Here is a 19,407-nt window from a genome sequence, read left to right on the forward strand (position 1 = left end):
CGCCTGAGGCGGCCTCAGCCGGTCCCGTTGCCGCCTGTCATTTCCGTGAGATGGGCAAGCAGGGCCGCCCGGTCCGGCCGGCAATCGTCTTCCAGCCAGAGGCTTTCGAGGCGCGCCAGCACCCGTCCGACGGCCGGGCCGGGCGACATCCCGGCGGCCAGGAGATCGGCCCCCTGCAGCGGGAAGGCCGGGACCGGCAACGACGCGATCCGTTCCGGCAGCCCGGCGAAGCCGGCTTCCCGCGGGCTCGCGGCCCAGGCGAGCAGGGCGCGGTCCCGCATCGTCTCCGGGTCGGTCCGATAGAGACCGCGCAGGATCGCGCCGTCGTCCATATCCGCCGCGAGCCGCGGTTCGCCGGCAAGCAGCCGGCAGAGCCGCGCGGCCCCGGCATTCGACAGCCGAAGCCGTTTCGCCGCGCTCCGCGCCCGTTCCATGTTGCGTTCGACGTTGTTGTCGGCGAGCAGGGCGGCAAGCCGGACCAGGCTGTCGCTCTCCTCGGGCAGGGCAAGCAGCGCCTCGATCCGGCCGAGCCCGCCGGCTTCGGGAAGGACCGCGGCGAGCACGCCGCAATCGCGCATCGGGCCGAGCCCGGCCAGCGGATCGGGCAGGGCCAGCAGGCGGAACAGTTCGCCCCGCACCCGCTCGGCGGACAGCCGCTCAAGCGCGCCGGCGGCCTCGGCGCAGGCGGCGATCGCCGCCTCGTCGGGCGCCCCCCTGGCGAAGCGCGCATGGAAACGGAAGAAGCGCAGCACCCGCAGGTAATCCTCGGCGATCCGCGTCGCCGCCTCGCCGATGAAGCGGACCCGGCCGGCCTTCAGGTCGTCGAGCCCGCCGGTCAGGTCGTGAATCGTTCCGTCCGGCTCGGCGAACAGCGCGTTGATCGTGAAATCGCGGCGTTCCGCGTCCGCCTGCCAGTCGTCGACGAAGGCGACCCGGGCATGGCGACCGAAATGCTCCACATCGCGCCTGAGGGTGGTGATCTCGAAGCGCCGCTCGCCGATCACCCCGGTGATCGTGCCGTGCTCGATGCCGATCGGGAGGGCGCGGATGGCGGCCGCGGCAAGCCGCGCCATCACCGTCTCCGGCGGCTCGGGCGTGGCGATGTCGACATCCTCGGGCGTGACTCCGATCAGCGCGTCGCGCACGCAGCCGCCGACGAAGCGGACCGGGGCACCGCCGGCGCCGAGCGCCGACAGGACCGCCGCCGTTTCCGGCCAGCCCATCCAGTCCGGGGGATCGATCCGCGTCGTCGCGGTCATTGCGGCTTTGGCGGGATGACATGGCCCGGCACGATACGGCCGTCCTCGACGCGCGGCGGGACATACTCGCCCTCGATCGAATCCTCGCCGACGAGTCGCAAGGCGATCAGGCTCAGGATCGACAGGACGAGGCCGATCGCGGTCAGCCAGAACCAGGCCGTTCGCGTCCATTCGCCGCCCCGGCGCGAGAACTTCAGATAAAGCAGGTACGCCGCGAAGGGCAGCAGGAAAGGCAGACCGTGAATCAGGATTTTCTGAAGCATCAGTCGTCGAGCCGGCGATAGAGGTCCATCAGCATCCCCGCGGTTGCTCCCCAGATGTAATATTCATTGTACGGCATGGCGTGCCAGTAACGCCGGAGTCCGTTGTAGAAGCCGCTGTGGCGGCGGTGGTTGGCCGGGTCCATCAGGAAGGCGAGCGGGACCTCGAAGATCTCCGCCACCTCGTTCGGGTCGGCGGTCAGCGCGAACGGCGGCGTGACCCGGCCGACGACCGGCGTGACCGAGAAGCCGGTCACCGTGAGATAGGTCTGCAGCACACCGATCACGTCGATTCGCCCGCGATCGAGTCCGACCTCCTCCTCGGTCTCGCGCAGCGCCGTTTCGACCGGGTTGGCGTCGGACGCTTCCATCCGGCCGCCGGGAAAGCTGATCTGGCCGGCATGCTTGGTGAGATGCGGCGTGCGCCGGGTCAGCAGCACGCTCTGTCCCTCCGGGCGGTCGACGATCGGCACAAGCACCGCCGCCGGGCGCATTTTCTTGCCGCTCGGCGGCGCGCTCGCCGGGTTGAGTTCGTGGTCGCCGCGAACGCGATCGGCGGCGATCACCTCGTCTAGCGGGTCGCCGGGCAGCGGCGCGAGCCGCACTCTCAGGGTTTCGATCATCCTGCTCTCAAGCTTCCGCGCGGCCGAGTTCGAAGAAGCGGCCGGCGCTCCAGACGCCAAGGCGGTCGTCATCGCCGTCCGCCCCGGTGGCCAGGTCGACAAGGTCGTAGAAGACGGCGCGGGCGATCAGTGCCTCGAGACCGTCACGGACCATGATATAGGGTGCCGGCTCGCCGCTGTCCGGGTCGGTCGCGATACGGATCGGATGATCGGCGTCGGCGACGACGTAATCGTCGACCTGGGTGCGGAAGGCGATCCGCTGTTCCACGCCCTCGCCGTCGACGAACATCTCGACCGCGACGAAGGGGGCGTCCTCGACCGTGATCTCGAATCGCTCGACCGGCGTGACCAGGTAATAGCGGCCATCCGCATCGCGCCGCAGGATCGAAGCGAACAGCTTCACCATCCGCCTGCGCGCGATGGGCGAGCCCATGTAGTGCCAGCTGCCGTCGCGCGCGATGGTCATGTCGAGCTTGCCGAGGCAGTCCGGATTCCACTTGTGAACCGGCGGCTTGCGGTCGTCGCGGACGGCCTTCGCGATGTGATCGAGCATATCGGGGCTGGTCATCACCATCGTTTGGCCACACCTATCTGAAAAACGATCATCGGCTCTCCTATTCGTTACCCACAAACCGGCCACGGACCATATACTTAGTATCATGCAGCACGCGAGCGACACCGCCGACACGCTTTTGCAGGAGATCGAAGCGCTCGGCGACAAGATCAGAGATCTCCGGGAAGCGATCGGCGAGGTGATCTTCGGCCAGGACGAGGTCATCACCGAAGCACTTATTACCCTTCTCGCCGGCGGCCATGCGCTGCTGATCGGGGTGCCGGGACTGGCCAAGACGCGCCTGGTCGAGACGCTGGGCACGGTGCTCGGCCTCGACGACAAGCGCATCCAGTTCACCCCGGACCTGATGCCGGCCGATATTGTCGGCTCCGAGGTGATGGACGAGGGAGAGGGCGGCCGCCGCGCCTTCCGCTTCATTCCCGGCCCGGTCTTCTGTCAGGTGCTGATGGCCGACGAGATCAACCGCGCCAGCCCGCGCACGCAATCGGCGCTGCTGCAGGCGATGCAGGAGAAGCAGGTCTCGATCGCCGGCGTCGCGCATGACCTGCCGCGCCCGTTCCATGTGCTGGCGACGCAGAATCCGCTGGAGCAGGAAGGCACCTACCCGCTGCCCGAGGCCCAACTCGACCGGTTCCTGATGCAGATCGACGTCGCCTATCCGGATCTCGAGGCCGAGCGCCGGATGCTGATCGCCACGACCGGCACCGAGGAGGCGCGTCCCCGCCAGGTGATGACCGCCGAGGAACTGCTCGCCGCCCAGCGGCTGGTCCGCCGCGTGCCGGTCGGCGATTCGGTGGTCGACGCGATCCTCGGCATCGTCCGCCAGGGCCGGCCGTCGGAAACCACCGACGACGACGTGGCCCGCCATGTCGCCTGGGGCCCCGGGCCGCGGGCCAGCCAGTCACTGATGCTCGTGGTCACCGCCCGCGCCCTGCTCGATGGCAGGCTGTCGCCGTCGGTCGACGATGTCGTGGCGCTCGCGCCGCCCGTGCTCCGTCACCGGATGGCACTCAATTTCGCCGCCCGTGCCGATGGCGTGACGCTGGACGACATGATCGAGAAGCTGATCGCCCCCTATCGCTAGGCCGGCCGCCGATGTCCCCGCCCCGTTCGCCAGCCACAACCGGGAAGACGCTGCAGCACCGGGCCGATCAGGTCGCCGCGGCCTTTCCGCCGCTGCTGATCGCCGCCGAGCGGGTCGCGGCGACGGTCGCCCAGGGCGTCCATGGCCGCCGTCGCGTCGGCCCGGGCGAAACCTTCTGGCAGTTCCGGCGCTTCCAGAGCGGCGACCAGATCCGCGCCATCGACTGGCGCCGCTCGGCGCGCAGCACGCACTATTTCATCCGCGATACCGAGTGGGAGGCGGCCGAAAGCGTCTGGCTCTGGCGCGACGGGTCGCCGTCCATGGACTATCGCTCCGACGGCGCCGAGCAGACCAAGGGCGAACGCGCGACGCTGATCCTGCTCGCGGTCGCGGCGCTGCTGGTGCGGGCTTCCGAGCAGTTCGCCATGCTCGGCGACGACAGTCGGCCGCGGACCGGGCCGGCGGCGCTCAGCCGCCTCGCGGTGCAGCTGCTGCGCCCGCAGGCGGGGTCGCCCGCGGCGCTCGGCCTGCCCCGGGTCGAACCGCTGCCGCGATTCTCGCAGGCACTGCTGGTCGGCGACTTCCTCTCGCCGCTCGCCGAACTCGACGCGATCGTGCGCGGCTATTCGGCACGCGCCGTCAAGGGCCATATCGTGCAGATTCTCGACCCCGCCGAGGCGGCGATGCCGTTTCTCGGACGCACCCGGTTCGAGGGGATGGAAGGGGAGGGCGATTTCCTGACCGGCCGGGCCGAGGCGCTGGCCGGCGACTATCGCGATCGCCTGGCCCGCCACGAGGAGGGCCTGCGGACTATCGCCCGGAACTACGGCTGGTCCTATGTCCGCCATGTCACCGACCGGCCGCCGGAGTCGCTTCTCCTCGCGCTTTACTGCGCAATGGCCGAGCAATGGGATTGAACCCGGCGCCCGTGCCTGATCCGCGCCGCCCGGCCGGCGCCGCCCCATGCTGACGCTCGGACCCGTCGCCTTTGCCGCTCCCTGGCTGCTGATCGCGCTGGCGGCGCTGCCGCTGCTCTGGTGGCTGCTGCGGGTCACCCCGCCCGCGCCGCGGGTCGTCGCCTTTCCGCCGATCCGCTTTCTCTTCGATCTCCGGAACCGGGAGGAAACCCCGGTTCACACGCCCTGGTGGCTGCTGCTGCTCAGGCTGCTGATCGCGGCCTTCGTGATCCTCGCGGTCGCCCGGCCGCTGCTCAATCCCGGCGCGGTCACCGACGGTTCGGGACCGCTGCTGATCGTCCTCGACGACGGCTGGGCGGGCGCCGGCAACTGGCAGTCGCGGCGCGAGGTGATGGCCGATCTGCTGACCGCCGCCGAACGTGGCCGCCGCCCGGTCGCGATCCTGAAGACCGCGCCGACCGCCCCTGACGGCGAGATCGCGGAGGTCCGGCTGATGTCGGCCGGCGAGGCGCGCGCCGTGGCCGGCGCCGCGGAACCGCGTCCCTGGCCGGTCGACCGGGGCCGCGCGATCGAGGCGCTGGATGCCTTCGAGGCCGGCGGCGGGGCGGAGGTGGTCTGGCTGGCCGACGGGGTCGCCGGCGATGCAGCCGGAGACGTCGCCTTTGCCCGGGCGCTGGCCGATCGCGGCCGTCTGACCGTCTATGGCGACCCGGATCATCCGGTGATGATGCTCGACCGCCCGGAAATCGTCGGCACCGAGTTGCGCATCGAGGCGCAGCGGAGCGAAGGCGCGGCGCCGGCCGCCGACTGGCTGAAGGCGAGCGCCGAAGGCGGTCTGGTACTGGCCCGGGTGCCGCTTTCCTTCGCCGCCGGGGAGCGCACGGCGGGCGCTGTCGTGGCGCTGCCGACCGAACTTCGCAATCGCCTGCTCCGGCTCGAGATCGAGGGCGCCGGCAATGCCGCTGCGGTCATGCTGTTCGACGAACGCTGGCGCCGCCGGCCGGTCGGGCTGGTCTCCGGCGGCGGGCTCGAGACCGCGCAGCCGCTGCTTTCCGACATCTATTACCTGGAGCGCGCGCTGGAACCGTTCGCCGAGGTGCGCAAGGGCAGCATCGCCGAACTGATCGACCAGGGCATCGCCGTGCTGGTGCTCGCCGATGTCGGCAATGTCGTGGGCAGCGAGCGCGAGGCGCTTGACGGCTGGCTTAACGCGGGCGGCGTGCTGATCCGCTTCGCCGGCGACAAGATGGCGGCACAATCCGACGACCTGGTGCCGGTTCGCCTGCGCGTCGGCGGCCGCGACCTGGGCGGCGCGATGTCCTGGTCGGAGCCCGCCAGGCTGGCCCCGTTCGCCGACGAGAGCCCGTTCTTCGGCCTCGAGATGGCGCCCGACGTCCGGGTTCGCCGCCAGGTGCTGGCCGAGCCCGAGATCGAGCTCAAGCGCAAGACCTGGGCGGCGCTGCTCGACGGCACGCCGCTGGTCACCGCCGACCGCCACGGCGACGGACGGATCGTGCTGTTCCACACCACCGCCAATACCGACTGGTCGAACCTGCCGCTGTCCGGGCTCTTCGTGACCATGCTGCAACGTCTCGTGGCGCTGAGCCGCGGCGTCGCGGCGGACGAGGGGCGCGAGCCGCTGCCGCCCTTCGCGATGCTGGACGGTTATGGCCGGCTGGTGCCGCCACAGAGCAACGTGGCGCGCGCGGCACCGGCCGGTTTCGACGAGATCGTGCCCGGCCCGACCCACCCGCCGGGCTTCTACGGCACCGCCGAAAGCAAGCGCGCGCTCAACCTGAGCGGCAAGCTCGGCACGCTAGAGCCGCTCGGTCCGCCGCCGGCAGGCACGGCCGAGCGGGTTTACGCGGCCGAGCAGGAGCGCGACCTGATGCCCTGGCTGCTGACCCTGGCGGTGCTGCTGCTGTTCGTCGACTTCCTGGTCTCGATGCAGCTTCGCGGCCTGTTGCGCCTGGCGGGCAGGGGCGCGGCGCCGCTCGCGCTGGCGTTCGCCCTGGCCGCAGGGCTTTCGGCCGACCCGGCACGGGCGCAGACGACCAATGACGCGGACGCGCTCGCCGCGACGCTCGAGACCCGGCTCGCCTATGTCTTGAGCGGCGAACGGGCGGTCGACGAGATGAGCCATGCCGGCCTCTACGGTCTCGGCCGGGTGCTCTCGGAGCGGACCTCGGTCGAGCCGGCGGCGCCGGCCGGGATCGATATCGAACGCGACGAGATCGTCTTCTATCCCTTGCTCTACTGGCCCGTGGTGCAGGACCAGCCGCTGCTCTCGGCGGCGGCGCTCGCCCGCGTCGATGCCTACATGAAGCACGGCGGGACGATCCTCTTCGATACCCGCGAGGGCGGCGGCTTCGAAACCGGGGCGAACGGCGCGCGGCTGCGCCAGCTGCTCCGTCTGCTCGACATTCCGCCGCTGGCACCGGTGCCCGAGAACCATGTGCTCACCAAGGCCTTCTACCTGATGCACGAGTTTCCCGGCCGCTTCCCCGGCGGCACGCTGTGGGTCGAGGCGGACGCCAGCGGCACCCATGACGGCGTCTCGGCGATCGTCATCGGCGCCAACGACTGGGCCGCGGCCTGGGCGACCGACGAGGACGGGCGGCCGCTCGCGGCGCTCGTGCCGAACAATCCGCGCCAGCGCGAGATGGCCTATCGCTTCGGCGTCAATCTCGTGATGTACACCCTGACCGGCAACTACAAGGCCGACCAGGTGCATGTCCCGGCAATCCTCGAACGCCTGGGCCAGTGAACGCGATGGAATTCGCCGACATCCGCTTCGCCCCCCTGATCCCGCTCTGGGCCGTGCTCGCGATGGCCGGCGTGGCCTTTCTCCTCACCCTGCTCGGGCTCTGGCGCCGCGCCGCCGGAACGCTGATCCGGGCCGGCGCGCTTGCCGTCGCCATCCTGGCGCTCGCCAATCCATCCTGGGTGCTGGAGGAACGCGAACCGCTGCCCGACGTCGCGGTGGTCGCGATCGACGAAAGCGCCAGCCAGAAGATCGGCGTCCGCGAGAACCGCGCCGAGGCCGCCGCCGCCGAGCTCGAGCGCGAACTTGCCCGCTTCCGCGACCTGGAGGTCCGCACGATCCGCGTGCCCGACGATGGCGGCGAAGCCGGCACGCTGCTCTTCGAGGCGATCCAGAAGGCGCTTTCCGATGTCCCGGCGCGCCGCCACGCCGGGGCGATCCTGGTCACCGACGGCCAGGTCCACGATGCCCCGGACGGGCTGGCCGGCTCGCCGACCGAGGCGCCCGTCCATGTCCTGCTGACCGGCGAGCGGGGCGAGGGCGATCGTCGCCTCACGGTGACCTCGGCGCCGAGTTACGGCATCGTCGGGCGCCAGCTCTCGCTGGAACTGAAGGTCGAGGACCTCGGCCGCGAGGGCTCGGTGCCGGTCACCGTCTCGATCCGCAAGGACGACAATCCCGATCCGCTGCTCGTCCGCCTGCCGACCGGCGGCGATCACACGGTGCCCTTCACGCTCGACCATGGCGGGCCGACCGTGCTGGAAATCGCCGTCGAGGCCGGCCCGGCCGAGCTCACGCTGAAAAACAACCGGGCCGTCGTCGTCGTCAACGGCGTGCGCGACCGGCTCCGCGTGCTGCTGGTCTCGGGCGAGCCGCATATCGGCGAACGCAGCTGGCGCAACCTGCTGAAGGCCGACCCCTCGGTCGACCTGGTGCATTTCACCATCCTGCGTCCGCCGGAGAAGCAGGACGGCACGCCGATCCGCGAGCTGTCGCTGATCGCCTTCCCGATCCGCGAGCTGTTCGAGCTCAAGCTCGACGAGTTCGACCTGATCATCTTCGACCGCTACCGCCGGCGGGGCGTGCTGCCGCGTGCCTATCTGTCCAACATCGTCGACTACGTGACCTCGGGCGGGGCGATCCTCGAGGCCGCCGGGCCGGCCTTCGCGACGCAGCTCTCGCTCTACCGGACGCCGCTCGCCGAGGTCCTGCCGGGGCGTCCGACCGGACGCGTCCTCGAACAGCCGTTCCGCCCGGAACTGACGGCGCTCGGCCATCGCCACCCGGTGACCGGAGACCTGCCCGGCGCGGGGGTCGAGGGCGAGCCGAGCTGGGGCCGCTGGTTCCGCCAGATCGATGCCGAGGCGACCAGCGGCCGGACCCTGATGTCCGGGCCGGACGGGCGGCCGCTGCTGATCGTCGACCGGGTCGGCGAGGGACGGGTCGCCCAGCTCCTGTCGGACCATGCCTGGCTCTGGTCGCGCGGCTACGAGGGCGGCGGCCCGCAGGCGGAGATCCTGCGCCGGGTCTCGCACTGGCTGATGAAGGAGCCGGACCTGGAGGAGGAAGTGCTGCGCGCCACCGTCGAGGGCCGCCGGCTGACCGTGCAGCGCCGCTCGCTGGAACCCGACCCGAGCCCGGTGACGGTAACCGGGCCGTCCGGCGCGGTGAGCACGTTGACGCTCGAGGAGACCGGCGGCGGCCGCGCCGAGGGCGTGATCACCGTCGACGAGCCCGGCCTCTACCGCCTCGACGACGGGACCCGGCGGGCGATCGCCGCCGTGGGCTCGGTCAACCCGAAGGAATATGGCGATCTCCGCACCAGCGCCGCGCCGCTCGACCCGATCCGCGAGGCGACCGGCGGCGGCAGCTACTGGCTCGGCGAGGAGGGGGTGCCAAGCGTGCGGCGGATCTCGGCCGGGCGCTCCAGCGCCGGCGGCAGCTGGATGGGACTGCGCGCCAACGGCGACTACATCGTCACCGGCCTCAGCCAGTATCCGCTCCTGCCGCCGCTGGCCCTGCTGCTGCTCGTCCTCTGCACCCAGTTCCTCGCCTGGCGGCGGGAAGGGAAGTAGCGCCGCTCAGTTCACCGGCCGGCGCGCCTTGCGGGCCTTGCGGGCGGTGGTCAGGCTCTCGACCGCCTCGGCGGCGATCGGGGCCGGGATCGCCGGTGCGTCGGCATCGTCGAACGGTCGGCCGATCATCCCCGTCACCCCTTCCATGGCGCCGGCGAACAGCGGCTGCACGAGGAAGCGCCGGTCCTCGACCGGGCCGGGCAGTTCCAGGCCGTAGGGCCGGGCCGGGACGAAGCCGAAGCGGTTGTAATATTCCGGGTCGCCGACCAGCATGACGATGCGGTGGCCGAACCAGCGGGCGAGCGTCAGCGAACGCTGGATCAGGGCGACGCCGATCCCCTCGCCGCGCCGTTCCGGCTCGATCGCGATGGGACCAAGCATCGCCGCCGCGACCGGGGCCGGGCCGTCGACGCCGATCCGGATCGGCCAGTAGCGGATGGTACCGAGCAACGGCCCCAGTTCGGGCGCCATGCCGGACCTCGCGACGAGGCTGAGGCCGCCCAGCGGCGCGACGCCCTCGCGCAGGCGATAGACCGTCTTGCTGTACCGGTTGGGCCCGAAGGCCCGGTCGAGAAGCGTTTCGATCTGCGCGGAATCGTCCGGCCGTTCGTGGAGAAGGGTGTACATGTCTCTGCCTCGGGCGCTGGCCTGGCCGTCGCGATCCCTGAAGGATCTCCGGACGGCCGCTCGGGGGAATTGCAGGTGGAGGACACGGCGGGCGCGAGCCGCCGCGCAGTGCGCAGGCGCCTTATCGTCGTCGAGAGATGTGACGCGGAAGTCGAGACATGAAAACCGTCTAACACACGTCGTGGGCGAAATAAAGCGCCGCTTTCACGGTTCGCCCCGCGTACGCCGGCCGGGCCGGCGGTTCAGAGCGTCGGCTTCTTCTTCTTTCCCGCCCCGGCGGCGACCGCCGCCTTGAGGTCGGCGTCGAACTGCCTGAGGGCGACCAGCAGCGCTTGCTGGTCGAGCACGGTGACATTCAGTTCCTGGGCGAGCAGGTTGTTGCCCTTGACGGGCAGGATTTCCGCCCGGATCGTCAGGCCGCACCCGCCGTTCCACGAATGCCCGCCGGTAAACCACGGCTGCGGGCCGTTGACGCAGGTCGCTTTGAGGCGGTCGGGCTCGGTGATGCGGTTGCCGTCGGGGCCGTAGATCCAGCTCAGGAGTGTCGCGCCGAAGCGATGCTTGGTGCTGTAATAGCCGGATTCGGTCTGGCGGACATGCGGCGCGCCGTATTTCTCGACCAGCGCCTCCTCGAGACCCGAGATGGACGGATTCTCACCCTCGGCGAAGACGACGCGGCGCCAGATCTGCCCGGCGACCTCCTTCCCGGGCATGCCGAGGAAGGCGACGACAATCTCCTGGCCGATCGCCTTGCGCGGCGTCAAGCGGCCCTTGAGGGTTTCGCATTCGCTGCCCCAGCCGACCTTGCGGAATTTCTCGCCCGTGTCGCAATCGACCCCGTCCACGGCGCGGACCAGCTGTCGCGTCGGCACGCCGTTCGACTGGCGAACCCATTGTTCGGCGGTTTCCACGAGCCCGAGATCCTCGCGCGCCTCGAGCGCGGCGACGATCTCCGCATAGGTCATGCCGGGCGTCAGCCCGGTGATGTCGCCGGCCGGCGCGCTCTGGGCATCCGCCCCCGGCGCGGCCGCGACAACGGCGAACGCGACCAGAATGCCGCGGGCGATCCGTGAAAAGCCGATCGAATGCATGTTTCCCCCCTTGGATTTCACCTGTCCCGTTCGTTTCGCGATGCCCCCAATGGTGTAGTTTAGGAAAATTGCAAGTTCTATCCAGTCAATTTTGCAACCATGTCGTGTTAAATAGGCGGGGCCGCGGCTTGTCCCGGGTCGTCATCCCCCTGATCCGCATACCACTTTACCTTGTGTGATATCAGGTTAAAGTGATGCGCCGCGGCGCACTGCGCCCGTTCAGGTCATTCCTTCCGGGGCCGAGATCCATGTTCTACACGACCGACGGCCCGCACGGCCTGCCGCACAACCCGTTCATGGCGGTCATGGTACCGCGCCCGATCGGCTGGATTTCCTCGGTGGACGCCGCCGGCAACCGCAACCTGGCGCCGTTCTCGGTGTTCAACGGCATGCCCTGCGATCCGCCGGTCGTCTTCTTCGGTCCGTCCGGACAGCACAAGGAAGGCGGCCCGAAGGACAGCCTCCGGAATATCGAGGAAACCGGGGAGTTCGTCTGCAACATCGCCACCTGGGAGACCCGCGAGGCGATGAACGCAAGCTCGGCGCTGGTGGCCCGCGATGTCGACGAGTTCGAGCTGTCCGGCCTGACGCCGCTGCCGTCGACGCTGGTGAAGCCGGCCCGGGTCGCGGAAAGCCCGGTGCATTTCGAATGCGTCCACCTGCAGACGGTTCACCTGCCATCGAAACTGGCAGGCGTCAGCGCCCTCGTCATCGGCCAGGTCGTCGGCATCCATATCGACGAGGGCATCCTGACCGACGGCATCGTCGACATGAAGAAGTTCCGCCCGATCGCCCGGCTCGGCTCGAGCGACTATACCGTCGTCGACACTATCTTCTCGATGATCCGGCCGGGCTGAACGCCGGCCCCGCATCTGACCGGCCGGCGGGCGCGGGTCGTCAAGGCTGTGTTTCCGGAACGGCGTCTTTACCCGCGGCCCGCCGCGTTCACAGTATGCGGGCGCCGCCGGGCGCCGTTCGCGATCCTTCATCCGGGGCAGAGACATGTTCTACAAGACCGACGGCCCGCACGGCCTGCCGCACAATCCCTTCAAGGCCGTCATGGTGCCGCGTCCGATCGGCTGGTTCTCGTCGCTCGACGCCGAGGGGAACTGCAACCTGGCGCCCTATTCCTTCTTCAACGCGATGGCTTCCGACCCGCCTGTCGTCGTTTTCGGCCACAGCGGCCGGAGCCGGCACGGCACGCCCAAGGACAGCATGCGCAATATCGAGGAGACGAAGGAATTCGTCTGCAACATCGCCACCTGGGAGACCCGCGAGGCGATGAACGCGAGCGCGGCGATGGTCGAGCGCGACGTCGACGAGTTCGCGCTCGCCGGCCTGACGCCGGTCCCCTCGACCCTGGTCCGGCCGCCGCGCGTCGCCGAGAGCCCGGTGCATTTCGAATGCGTCTACCTGCAGACCGTGCATCTGCCCTCCGACGATCCGGCGAATTTCAACGCCGCCGTGTTCGGCCAGGTCGTCGGCGTGCATATCGACGAGAGCATCCTGACCGACGGCGTTGTCGACATGAAGAAGTTCCGCCCGATCGCCCGCCTCGGCGCGAGCGACTACGCGGTCGTCGATCATGTCTTCGCGATGCGCCGCCCGGCCTGATCGCGCGGACCCGGTCAGCCGGGCCGGGCGACCTCCGTGATCCCGAAGATCCAGCCTTCGCCGGCCATGACGCGCGCCGTATCACGCGCGTCGAGCCAATCCGGGCGGGCGAGGGCGGCGACGAGTTCCGCGGCCGTCATGCCAAGGATCGCATCGCGCTGGGCGGTCACCTGGGCGGCATCGCGGATCTGCAGGTCGAGCGCCCGCCAGGACGAGAGACTCGGCCATATCTCGGTCAGCACCACGCCGTCGAGGCGCGCCGCCCAATCGGTCTCGAACGGCCAGTAGCGGACGCGCGGGCCGAAATCCGGGTGGCGGGCGAGGCGGTCGAGCGCCGGCAGGCCCATCAGCACCTGGCCGCCGACCGAGCCGCGGCCGAGCAGCTGCCATGTCGTCATGACGGGGTGGCCGCGGTCGCGCAGCCGGGCCTCGGCGATCCGCTTCTCGGCGAAGGGGGAGGCGGCGAAGTCGGGTCGTGTCGGCGCCAGCGCATCCTCGGCGCGGGCCGGCGGCACGCCCCAGAAGGGGCCGGGCGCCGGCGAAGGACCGATCTCGCGGTTCAGGCGGGCGGCGACGGCGAAGCGGTTGTTGGCGCCTGATCCCGGATCGTCCGCGATGAGTGCGGCGAGCCGCGCGGCGGCCGCCCGTCCGCCGCCGAGGCCGGAGCCGTCCGGGTAACCGAAGGGAAAATCGAAGCCGGCCAGCACCGGCCCGTCGCAGCCGGCGATCAGTTCCGCGATGCGCGCCTCACACGCCGCGCGGGTACGGAAATACTCGGCCGCCGGCCGGGCGCCCGCACCCGCTCCCGCGTCGGCCCAGGCGAGCCAGCAGCGGTCGGGCGACGGCCGGGGCGGGCCGGGGCTCGCCGCCGCCGACCAGTCGACGACGATCACCCGGGCGAAAAGGGTCACCGTCTCAGCCGGCAAAAAGTTTCTGCAGGGCGTCATGGGCGGTGGCGAAGGGGCGCGCGCCGGTCATGTCGCTGATGGCGGCATAATGCTCGGCGATCGCCTCCGGGCTCGCCGAGGCGACGTCGGGAAAGCGGTGCCCGGTCGCCTCGATCACCTGAACCTTCGCGTAGAAGCCGGCGCCGCATTCGACGATATCGCCGCTCGCCTCGCAGGCCTCCGAGGCGAAATAGGAAACCAGAGCCGCCACGTAGGCCGGATCAAGACGCTTCAGGATCGCCTCGGGGAAGATCGTCTCGCCCATCCGGGTCGCCGCGACCGGGGCGATCGTGTTGACCTTGATGCCGTATTTCGCGCCCTCGATCTTCAGCGCGTTCATCAGGCCGATCAGGCCCATCTTGGCGGCGGCGTAATTCGCCTGGCCGAAATTGCCGTAGAGCCCGGCCGCCGACGTGGTCATGACGATGCGGCCGTATCCCTGTTCCCTCATCAGCGGGAAGGCGGCATGGCTCACGAAGGCCGAGCCGAGCAGGTGGACACGCAGCACCGCCTCGAAATCGGCCGGGTCCATCTTCTGGAAGCTCTTGTCACGCAGGATGCCGGCATTGTTGACGAGGATGTCGAGCCGGCCGAAGGTCTCGACCGCTTTCGCCACGATGGCCGCCGCCTCGGTCGCCTCGGCGACGCTTTCGTAGGCCGCGACCGCCTCGCCGCCGGCCGCCCTGATCTCTTCCACCACGCTGTCGGCGGCCCGGTGGGTCGCGCCGGAACCGTCCAGAGCGCCGCCCGGATCGTTGACGACGACACGGGCGCCGCGTTCGGCCAGCGCCAGTGCATGGGCCCGGCCGAGGCCCTGGCCGGACCCGGTGACGATGGCGACGCGGCCGTCGAGGCGGATGGTCATATGCGCGGCTCCCCTGCTGTCGAACGCTTTCCAACCGTTATGCCCGAGCCCCGGCCCGGGGCCAAGAGGGGCGCTTGACCGCAAGGTGGGCGCGGGCGGAAGATCCGACCGGGGCAAGTAGGCGAGGGAGCCGTGGCGGAAGGAGCGCCGGCAGGGCGGTTCAGCGATCCGGGCCGGCACGCGGCGGCGCTTTGCCGGATCGTTCAGGGTCTCGTCCTTCACGAGCAGCTCGGGCCTCTCCACGGTGTCGCGATCCCGGCGGAGCGCCGGGCCGAGGTCCATATCCGGGCGCTCGACGAGATGCTCGACCGGATGCTGGAACTCGATCCCGCTTCTCTGGACGTCGCCCGCCCGCCGCTGCGGCGACTGGTCGGCAGTTGCCGAGATTACGCGCTCCTGCTGATCGCGATGCTGCGGGCGCAAGGCTGCGAGGCCCGCGCACGTTGCGGCTTCGCGGGCTACTTCGAACCCGGGCGCCATGTCGATCACTGGGTGGCCGAATGGCGGCGGCCCGGCGGGCATCGCTGGACCCGACTCGATGCGGAACTGGACCCGGGCGCGATCGCCGCCTTCGCGATCGATCTCGATCCGCTGGACGTGCCCGTCGACCGTTTCCTCGACGCCGGTACCGCCTGGACGCTGGCGCGCGCCGGGGCCCTCGATCCGGACGGCTTCGGGATTGCCGGGATGTCCGGATACTGGTTCATGACCGGCAATCTGCTTCGCGATCTCGCGGCCCTGAACGGGGTCGAGACGCTGCCCTGGGACTGCTGGGGCGCGATGGCGGCCGATTTCGAGACCCTGGACGCCGCACGGTTGGCCCGGTTCGACCGCCTCGCCGCAATCGTCAGGGGCACGGCGCCGGACCTCGCGGCCTGCCGGGCGGCCTATGCCGAACCGGGGATGCTGGTGCCGGCGACGGTGCGGAACGCCGTGCGTGGCCGGGACGAGGCGATCTAGCCGATCAGCGCCTCGGCGGCGGCGATATTGTTGACATGGCGGTCGCGCATCTCGCGAAGGCCGGCATGGATCGCGTCGTCGGCGATCCGGGGCAGCAGTTCGCCGAGCCGCTTCGCGACCCAGTCCTGGCCGCGGTTGAGGAAGGCGAGGCGTTCGTCCGGGGTCTCGCGGCGGAGCGCCTTCTCGAGGAAACTGCCGGTCGCCTTGCTGGGCTCCGCGCCGAGGCGGCCGACGAAGTCGGTGAGCAGGGCGCAATAGCGCGCCTCGTCGTCGCGCGCCGCCTCGAGCGTCGCCCGCGCCGTCGCCGGCCAGGTGTCGTCCCTGAGCCAGGCGGCGAGCGTGCGTGCCCCGGCGCGCTCGGCCTCCAGCAACTCGTTGAGGGCCACGGCCAGCTCGGCCGGCGGCAGATAGCCCATATAGTCGGGCGGAGCCTCGGCCATCGCGCAGGGCGGCGAGGCGCCCTCGTTCCTGTTGCCGGCTTCCTCGTTGGCCATCGTGTCCTCTCCCGCCTCAGTGCGTCCGTTCGAGGATGACGACCGAGCAGGCCGCTTCCTCGACACCCATGACCCCGCCGCCGTTCTCCTGGATCGCGAAGGTCGGGTCCTTCACCTGGCGGTCGCCGGCCTCGCCGCGAAGCTGGCGAACCATCTCCTCGATCATCGAGAGCCCGGTGGCGCCGACCGGGTGGCCCTTCGAGACCAGCCCGCCCGAGGTGTTGATCGGGATCCGCCCGTCGAGCGCCGTCTCGCCGTCCGCGGCCAGCTTGCCGCCGTCGCCAAAGTCGCAGAAGCCGAGCATCTCCGACTGGTAGACCTCGCAGAACGAGGTCGCGTCATGTACCTCGGCGAGCGACATGTCGGCCGGGGAGAGCCCGGCGAAGTCGTAAGCCTTCCGGGCCGCGACATGGCTGAGCGAGGGCTCGTCAAGGGCCCGGTACTTGCCGCCGGTGAGCACGCTCGCCCGTACCTTCACCGCGCGCGCCTGCGCCTCCTTCGGCAGGTTGGCCAGGAAATCGCCGGAGCAGAGGATGGCGGCGGCCGCCCCGTCGCCGATCGGCGCGCACATCGAGCGCGTCAGCGGCGGGCTGACCGGGCGGTCGCCCAGGACCTGCTCGGCGGTCATCTCGAAGCGGTATTGCGCCTTCGGGTTATTCGCGCCGTTGTTATGGCTCTTGGCCGCGGCGGCGGCGATCTGCGCCTGGGTCGTGCCGTAGGTCTGCATGTGCCAGGCGGCCTGCATGGCGTAGGTGTCCATGAAGATCGTGCGGTCGCCGCCGGGCGCGAAGGGGCGACCGATGGCCTCGCCGACCTCGCGGTAATGGTCCTGCCATTCCTCCGGGTCGAGATTGTCGATGCCGGCCTGGAAACCGGCCTGGATCCTCTCCCAGTCGCCGGCGAAGAAGGTCTTCTCGACGCCGATGGCGAGCGAGCACTGGACCATCCCGGACATGATATCCTTGACCGCGCCGTGGAAGGCCATGGAGGCGGTGGCGCAGGCGCCCTCGACATTGACGATCGGCACGCGCTCGGGGAACAGGCCCTCGCGGACCAGCGGCGTGAAGCAGACCTGGCCGCGGATGCAGGCCTGGTCGGCATTCCACATGCCGCAATTGCCGAACCAGCCGAACTCGATGGCGCTGCCGTCCTCGAGCCCGGAATCCTCGAGCACGCCCAGGTAGGCCTCCCGCGTCAGGTCCTTGAAGCTGCGGCCCGGGTACTTGCCGAACGCGCTGGTGTAGGCGCCGATGACATAGACATCTCGCAGCGTGGCATCGGGCATCGGGGGCATCTCCTCAATCAGTCGGTCGTTTGTTCATTTGCGCCCGAGTCTCGACCTCCGGCGCGCCGAGATCAAGAGGCGGATCAGGGATAAATCGCGGCCCGGAAATCGGCGGCGATCTGCGCCGCCGCCGGCCCCGGCGCGGTTGGCCCTTCGAGCGGCGGTACCGCCGCGCGGATTTGCCCGAGCCTTGCGGCGAGCGCCGGCGGCACCGCCCGTCCGGTCGCGTGGAAGGCCTGGCTGGCGACCAGCGCCAGGGTGGCCAGCGCCGATTCCAGCATCCGCCCGGCCTCGGCCTGGCCGATCCAGGCGAAGCTCGAATTGGTGGCGACGTCGTTCTGGCCGAAGCCGCCGCTTTCCGCGCCCGGCAGGAAGGTCCGCGCCGCCGCCCGCCGGGCCTGCTCGCCATAGCCGACCAGCGCCATCGGCGTGCAGCCGAGATAGGGCAGCGCGCCGTCCCCGGTGCCGAGCTGGTCGGGCAGCAGCGAGATCGCGCCGTCGAGCGTCTTGGCGGCGATCCGGTCGGCCAGCGTGCAGAGATCGGCGTAGGCGGCGGCCAGTTCGTCCATCGCCGGCGCCGCCATCGCGTTGTGATAGCCGCCAGTCGAGGCGATCCGGCCGTTCGGATGCGCCGGATCGGCCTCGTCGCCGGGCGGCAGGTAGACCGGGTTGTCGGTAACGGCCGCAAGCGAGACCCCGGCCGCGCGCCGCGCCTCGGCCTCCGCCCGCCGGGCGCGCGCCAGCAGGCGCGGCAGGATGCGGAACGAGACCGGTGCCTGGTAGGGCCGCCGCCTGTCGGTGCCGCCGGCGATGAGCGCGCGCATCCGGGCGAGCGTCGCCGTCTCGTGCGGATCGCCCCAGAGCGTCCCGAGGGCCTCGTCGAGATGCTCCCGCGGCGCCTGGAAGGCCTCGTAGGCGAGCGCGAAGATTTCCTCGGCGACGGCGAGGCGGCGTTCGGCCAGAAGCACGGAATCGGCGATCAGCGCGCTTGCCATCGGACTGCCGTTGATCAGCGCCAGCGCCTCCTTCTCGGCCAGCGTCACGCGTTCGGCGAGCGGCACGAACAGGTGCGAAAGCGCGAGGATCTCGCCGGCCCCGCCCAGGCCGTCCATGGGCACGAGCGGCAGCGACGGGTCGTCGAGCAGGGCCGCCACGGCCTCGGCGAGCGGCAGGCTGACCGCGGCATGGCCGCCCAGGAAATTGGCGAGCCGGGCGAAGACGATGCCCCGGGTCACCCGCTCCGGCATCGGCGGGCCGAAACTCGCCATGTCCGGATAGGGCGGGCGCTTCGCCTGGGCCTTCCGGCCGGCCTCGTCGAGCCGTATCTTCGCCTGCTGGCCATAGCCCGAGGTGACGCCGTAGACGGTGATGCCGGGCTGCTCGATCAGGCGCAGGAAGGCGGCCCGGGCGGCCGCGATGCGCGCCCCGGCCTCGGCCCCGATCCGCACCGTCGCGCCCTCCCAGGCGACCCGGCGGTAGCGGTCGAGCGTCAGGTCGGCACGGCTTTCGAGCGTGATCACGCGGTCGGTCATCGGGTTCCCCTTTCGGCGCGGTCTTGATACAGCCGCATTTCGACGCGATGTTAGGCGCTCCGGCCCATGACGTCAGCCTCGCGTCAGGCAGCGGTCGGGGACCGAGCGAATATCCGCGCGAAACGGGAGACGATCCATGGCCAGGCTGCTCATTCCGACGCTGCTGACGGCGTCCCTGCTGTGCGGCGGCGCGCTGGCCCAGGAGCCGAACAAGGAGGATCCTTCCGAGCTTGCGCGCGAGGGCATCGAGCGCTTCATGCGTGCGCTCGAGCTGTTCGTCGACCAGATCCCGCTTTACGGCGTACCCTACGTGGACGGCGACGGCAATGTCGTCATCCCGCGCATCGATCGCGACAAGGCCGACGAGGGCGATGACAGGCCGATGCCGGAAGAGAAGAAGAACGAGGGCAAGGTCGAGGAAACCCGTCTCTGACCG

Annotated in this window: 19 protein-coding genes; 8 read left to right on the forward strand and 11 right to left on the reverse strand. The window is 70.4% G+C overall.

Annotation, left to right across the window (positions count from 1 at the left end; genetic code table 11):
* Positions 1 to 14 precede the first annotated feature (14 nt).
* Genes OCH7691_RS06715 through OCH7691_RS06730 form a run of 4 tightly spaced genes read right to left on the reverse strand, consistent with a single transcriptional unit; the run spans position 15 to position 2,710 of the window.
* Positions 15 to 1,259 carry a CCA tRNA nucleotidyltransferase gene (locus OCH7691_RS06715; protein WP_085882577.1) on the reverse strand — a complete coding sequence of 415 codons (1,245 nt, stop codon included), beginning with the start codon at positions 1,257 to 1,259 and terminating at the stop codon, positions 15 to 17.
* The gene (locus OCH7691_RS06720) at positions 1,256 to 1,522 is read right to left on the reverse strand and encodes a DUF6111 family protein (RefSeq protein WP_085882578.1); all 267 of its coding nucleotides are present in this window, start codon (positions 1,520 to 1,522) and stop codon (positions 1,256 to 1,258) included. The genes OCH7691_RS06715 and OCH7691_RS06720 overlap by 4 nt, the downstream gene beginning before the upstream one ends.
* Positions 1,522 to 2,142 carry a CoA pyrophosphatase gene (locus OCH7691_RS06725; RefSeq protein WP_085882579.1) on the reverse strand — a complete coding sequence of 207 codons (621 nt, stop codon included), beginning with the start codon at positions 2,140 to 2,142 and terminating at the stop codon, positions 1,522 to 1,524. Before OCH7691_RS06725 ends, OCH7691_RS06720 begins: the two co-directional genes overlap by 1 nt.
* Before the next feature lie 7 nt (positions 2,143 to 2,149).
* Positions 2,150 to 2,710: a DUF1285 domain-containing protein gene (locus OCH7691_RS06730; protein WP_085883547.1), complete on the reverse strand. Its 561-nt coding sequence runs from the start codon at positions 2,708 to 2,710 to the stop codon at positions 2,150 to 2,152.
* Between the two features lie 91 nt (positions 2,711 to 2,801).
* Between OCH7691_RS06730 and OCH7691_RS06735 the strand changes: the two genes are divergently transcribed.
* Genes OCH7691_RS06735 through OCH7691_RS06750 form a run of 4 tightly spaced genes read left to right on the forward strand, consistent with a single transcriptional unit; the run spans position 2,802 to position 9,556 of the window.
* The gene (locus tag OCH7691_RS06735) at positions 2,802 to 3,800 is read left to right on the forward strand and encodes an AAA family ATPase (protein ID WP_085882580.1); all 999 of its coding nucleotides are present in this window, start codon (positions 2,802 to 2,804) and stop codon (positions 3,798 to 3,800) included.
* A gap of 11 nt (positions 3,801 to 3,811) precedes the next feature.
* Positions 3,812 to 4,717, forward strand: coding sequence for a DUF58 domain-containing protein (locus tag OCH7691_RS06740; RefSeq protein WP_085882581.1), 906 nt, complete (start codon positions 3,812 to 3,814; stop codon positions 4,715 to 4,717).
* A 46-nt stretch (positions 4,718 to 4,763) separates the two neighbouring features.
* Positions 4,764 to 7,484: a DUF4159 domain-containing protein gene (locus OCH7691_RS06745; protein ID WP_085882582.1), complete on the forward strand. Its 2,721-nt coding sequence runs from the start codon at positions 4,764 to 4,766 to the stop codon at positions 7,482 to 7,484.
* Between the two features lie 5 nt (positions 7,485 to 7,489).
* Entirely contained in the window at positions 7,490 to 9,556 is a 2,067-nt protein-coding gene (locus OCH7691_RS06750) for a hypothetical protein (RefSeq protein ID WP_085883548.1), read from the forward strand.
* A gap of 6 nt (positions 9,557 to 9,562) precedes the next feature.
* Here the strand turns inward: OCH7691_RS06750 and OCH7691_RS06755 are convergent, their stop codons facing one another.
* The gene (locus OCH7691_RS06755; RefSeq protein ID WP_085882583.1) at positions 9,563 to 10,183 is read right to left on the reverse strand and encodes a GNAT family N-acetyltransferase; all 621 of its coding nucleotides are present in this window, start codon (positions 10,181 to 10,183) and stop codon (positions 9,563 to 9,565) included.
* A 242-nt stretch (positions 10,184 to 10,425) separates the two neighbouring features.
* Positions 10,426 to 11,274, reverse strand: a complete 849-nt coding sequence (locus OCH7691_RS06760) for a hypothetical protein (protein WP_085882584.1) — start codon at positions 11,272 to 11,274, stop codon at positions 10,426 to 10,428.
* Between the two features lie 248 nt (positions 11,275 to 11,522).
* Between OCH7691_RS06760 and OCH7691_RS06765 the strand changes: the two genes are divergently transcribed.
* Together OCH7691_RS06765 and OCH7691_RS06770 are read left to right on the forward strand one after the other, a co-directional pair.
* On the forward strand, positions 11,523 to 12,131 hold the full coding sequence (locus OCH7691_RS06765) for a flavin reductase family protein (protein WP_085882585.1): 609 nt from the start codon (positions 11,523 to 11,525) through the stop codon (positions 12,129 to 12,131).
* Positions 12,132 to 12,276: 145 nt separating this feature from the next.
* Positions 12,277 to 12,888 (forward strand): flavin reductase family protein, encoded by a 612-nt coding sequence (locus tag OCH7691_RS06770; protein WP_085882586.1) that lies wholly within the window; start codon positions 12,277 to 12,279, stop codon positions 12,886 to 12,888.
* A gap of 14 nt (positions 12,889 to 12,902) precedes the next feature.
* Here the strand turns inward: OCH7691_RS06770 and OCH7691_RS06775 are convergent, their stop codons facing one another.
* Together OCH7691_RS06775 and OCH7691_RS06780 are read right to left on the reverse strand one after the other, a co-directional pair.
* On the reverse strand, positions 12,903 to 13,799 hold the full coding sequence (locus OCH7691_RS06775) for a hypothetical protein (RefSeq protein ID WP_139839561.1): 897 nt from the start codon (positions 13,797 to 13,799) through the stop codon (positions 12,903 to 12,905).
* Positions 13,800 to 13,803: 4 nt separating this feature from the next.
* Complete coding sequence (locus OCH7691_RS06780; protein WP_085882588.1) at positions 13,804 to 14,700, reverse strand: SDR family oxidoreductase; 897 nt, start codon at positions 14,698 to 14,700, stop codon at positions 13,804 to 13,806.
* A 132-nt stretch (positions 14,701 to 14,832) separates the two neighbouring features.
* Here OCH7691_RS06780 and OCH7691_RS06785 point away from each other — a divergent pair, with 132 nt between their 5' ends.
* On the forward strand, positions 14,833 to 15,660 hold the full coding sequence (locus OCH7691_RS06785; RefSeq protein WP_085882589.1) for a transglutaminase domain-containing protein: 828 nt from the start codon (positions 14,833 to 14,835) through the stop codon (positions 15,658 to 15,660).
* On the opposite strand, the gene OCH7691_RS06790 is transcribed toward OCH7691_RS06785, so the two are convergent.
* The 3 genes from OCH7691_RS06790 to OCH7691_RS06800 form a co-directional block, all read right to left on the reverse strand.
* Positions 15,657 to 16,154, reverse strand: a complete 498-nt coding sequence (locus OCH7691_RS06790; protein ID WP_085882590.1) for a DUF6306 domain-containing protein — start codon at positions 16,152 to 16,154, stop codon at positions 15,657 to 15,659. The genes OCH7691_RS06785 and OCH7691_RS06790 overlap by 4 nt on opposite strands.
* A 16-nt stretch (positions 16,155 to 16,170) precedes the next feature.
* Positions 16,171 to 17,439 (reverse strand): thiolase family protein, encoded by a 1,269-nt coding sequence (locus tag OCH7691_RS06795; RefSeq protein WP_217807836.1) that lies wholly within the window; start codon positions 17,437 to 17,439, stop codon positions 16,171 to 16,173.
* An 83-nt stretch (positions 17,440 to 17,522) separates the two neighbouring features.
* A complete protein-coding gene (locus tag OCH7691_RS06800; protein WP_085882591.1) occupies positions 17,523 to 18,971 on the reverse strand; it encodes an aromatic amino acid lyase in 1,449 nt (482 codons plus the stop codon).
* A 136-nt stretch (positions 18,972 to 19,107) separates the two neighbouring features.
* Here OCH7691_RS06800 and OCH7691_RS06805 point away from each other — a divergent pair, with 136 nt between their 5' ends.
* Positions 19,108 to 19,404, forward strand: a complete 297-nt coding sequence (locus OCH7691_RS06805) for a hypothetical protein (RefSeq protein WP_085882592.1) — start codon at positions 19,108 to 19,110, stop codon at positions 19,402 to 19,404.
* Positions 19,405 to 19,407 lie beyond the last annotated feature (3 nt).

The sequence above is a fragment of the Oceanibacterium hippocampi genome (assembly GCF_900172325.1).
Taxonomy (GTDB): domain Bacteria; phylum Pseudomonadota; class Alphaproteobacteria; order Sneathiellales; family Sneathiellaceae; genus Oceanibacterium; species Oceanibacterium hippocampi.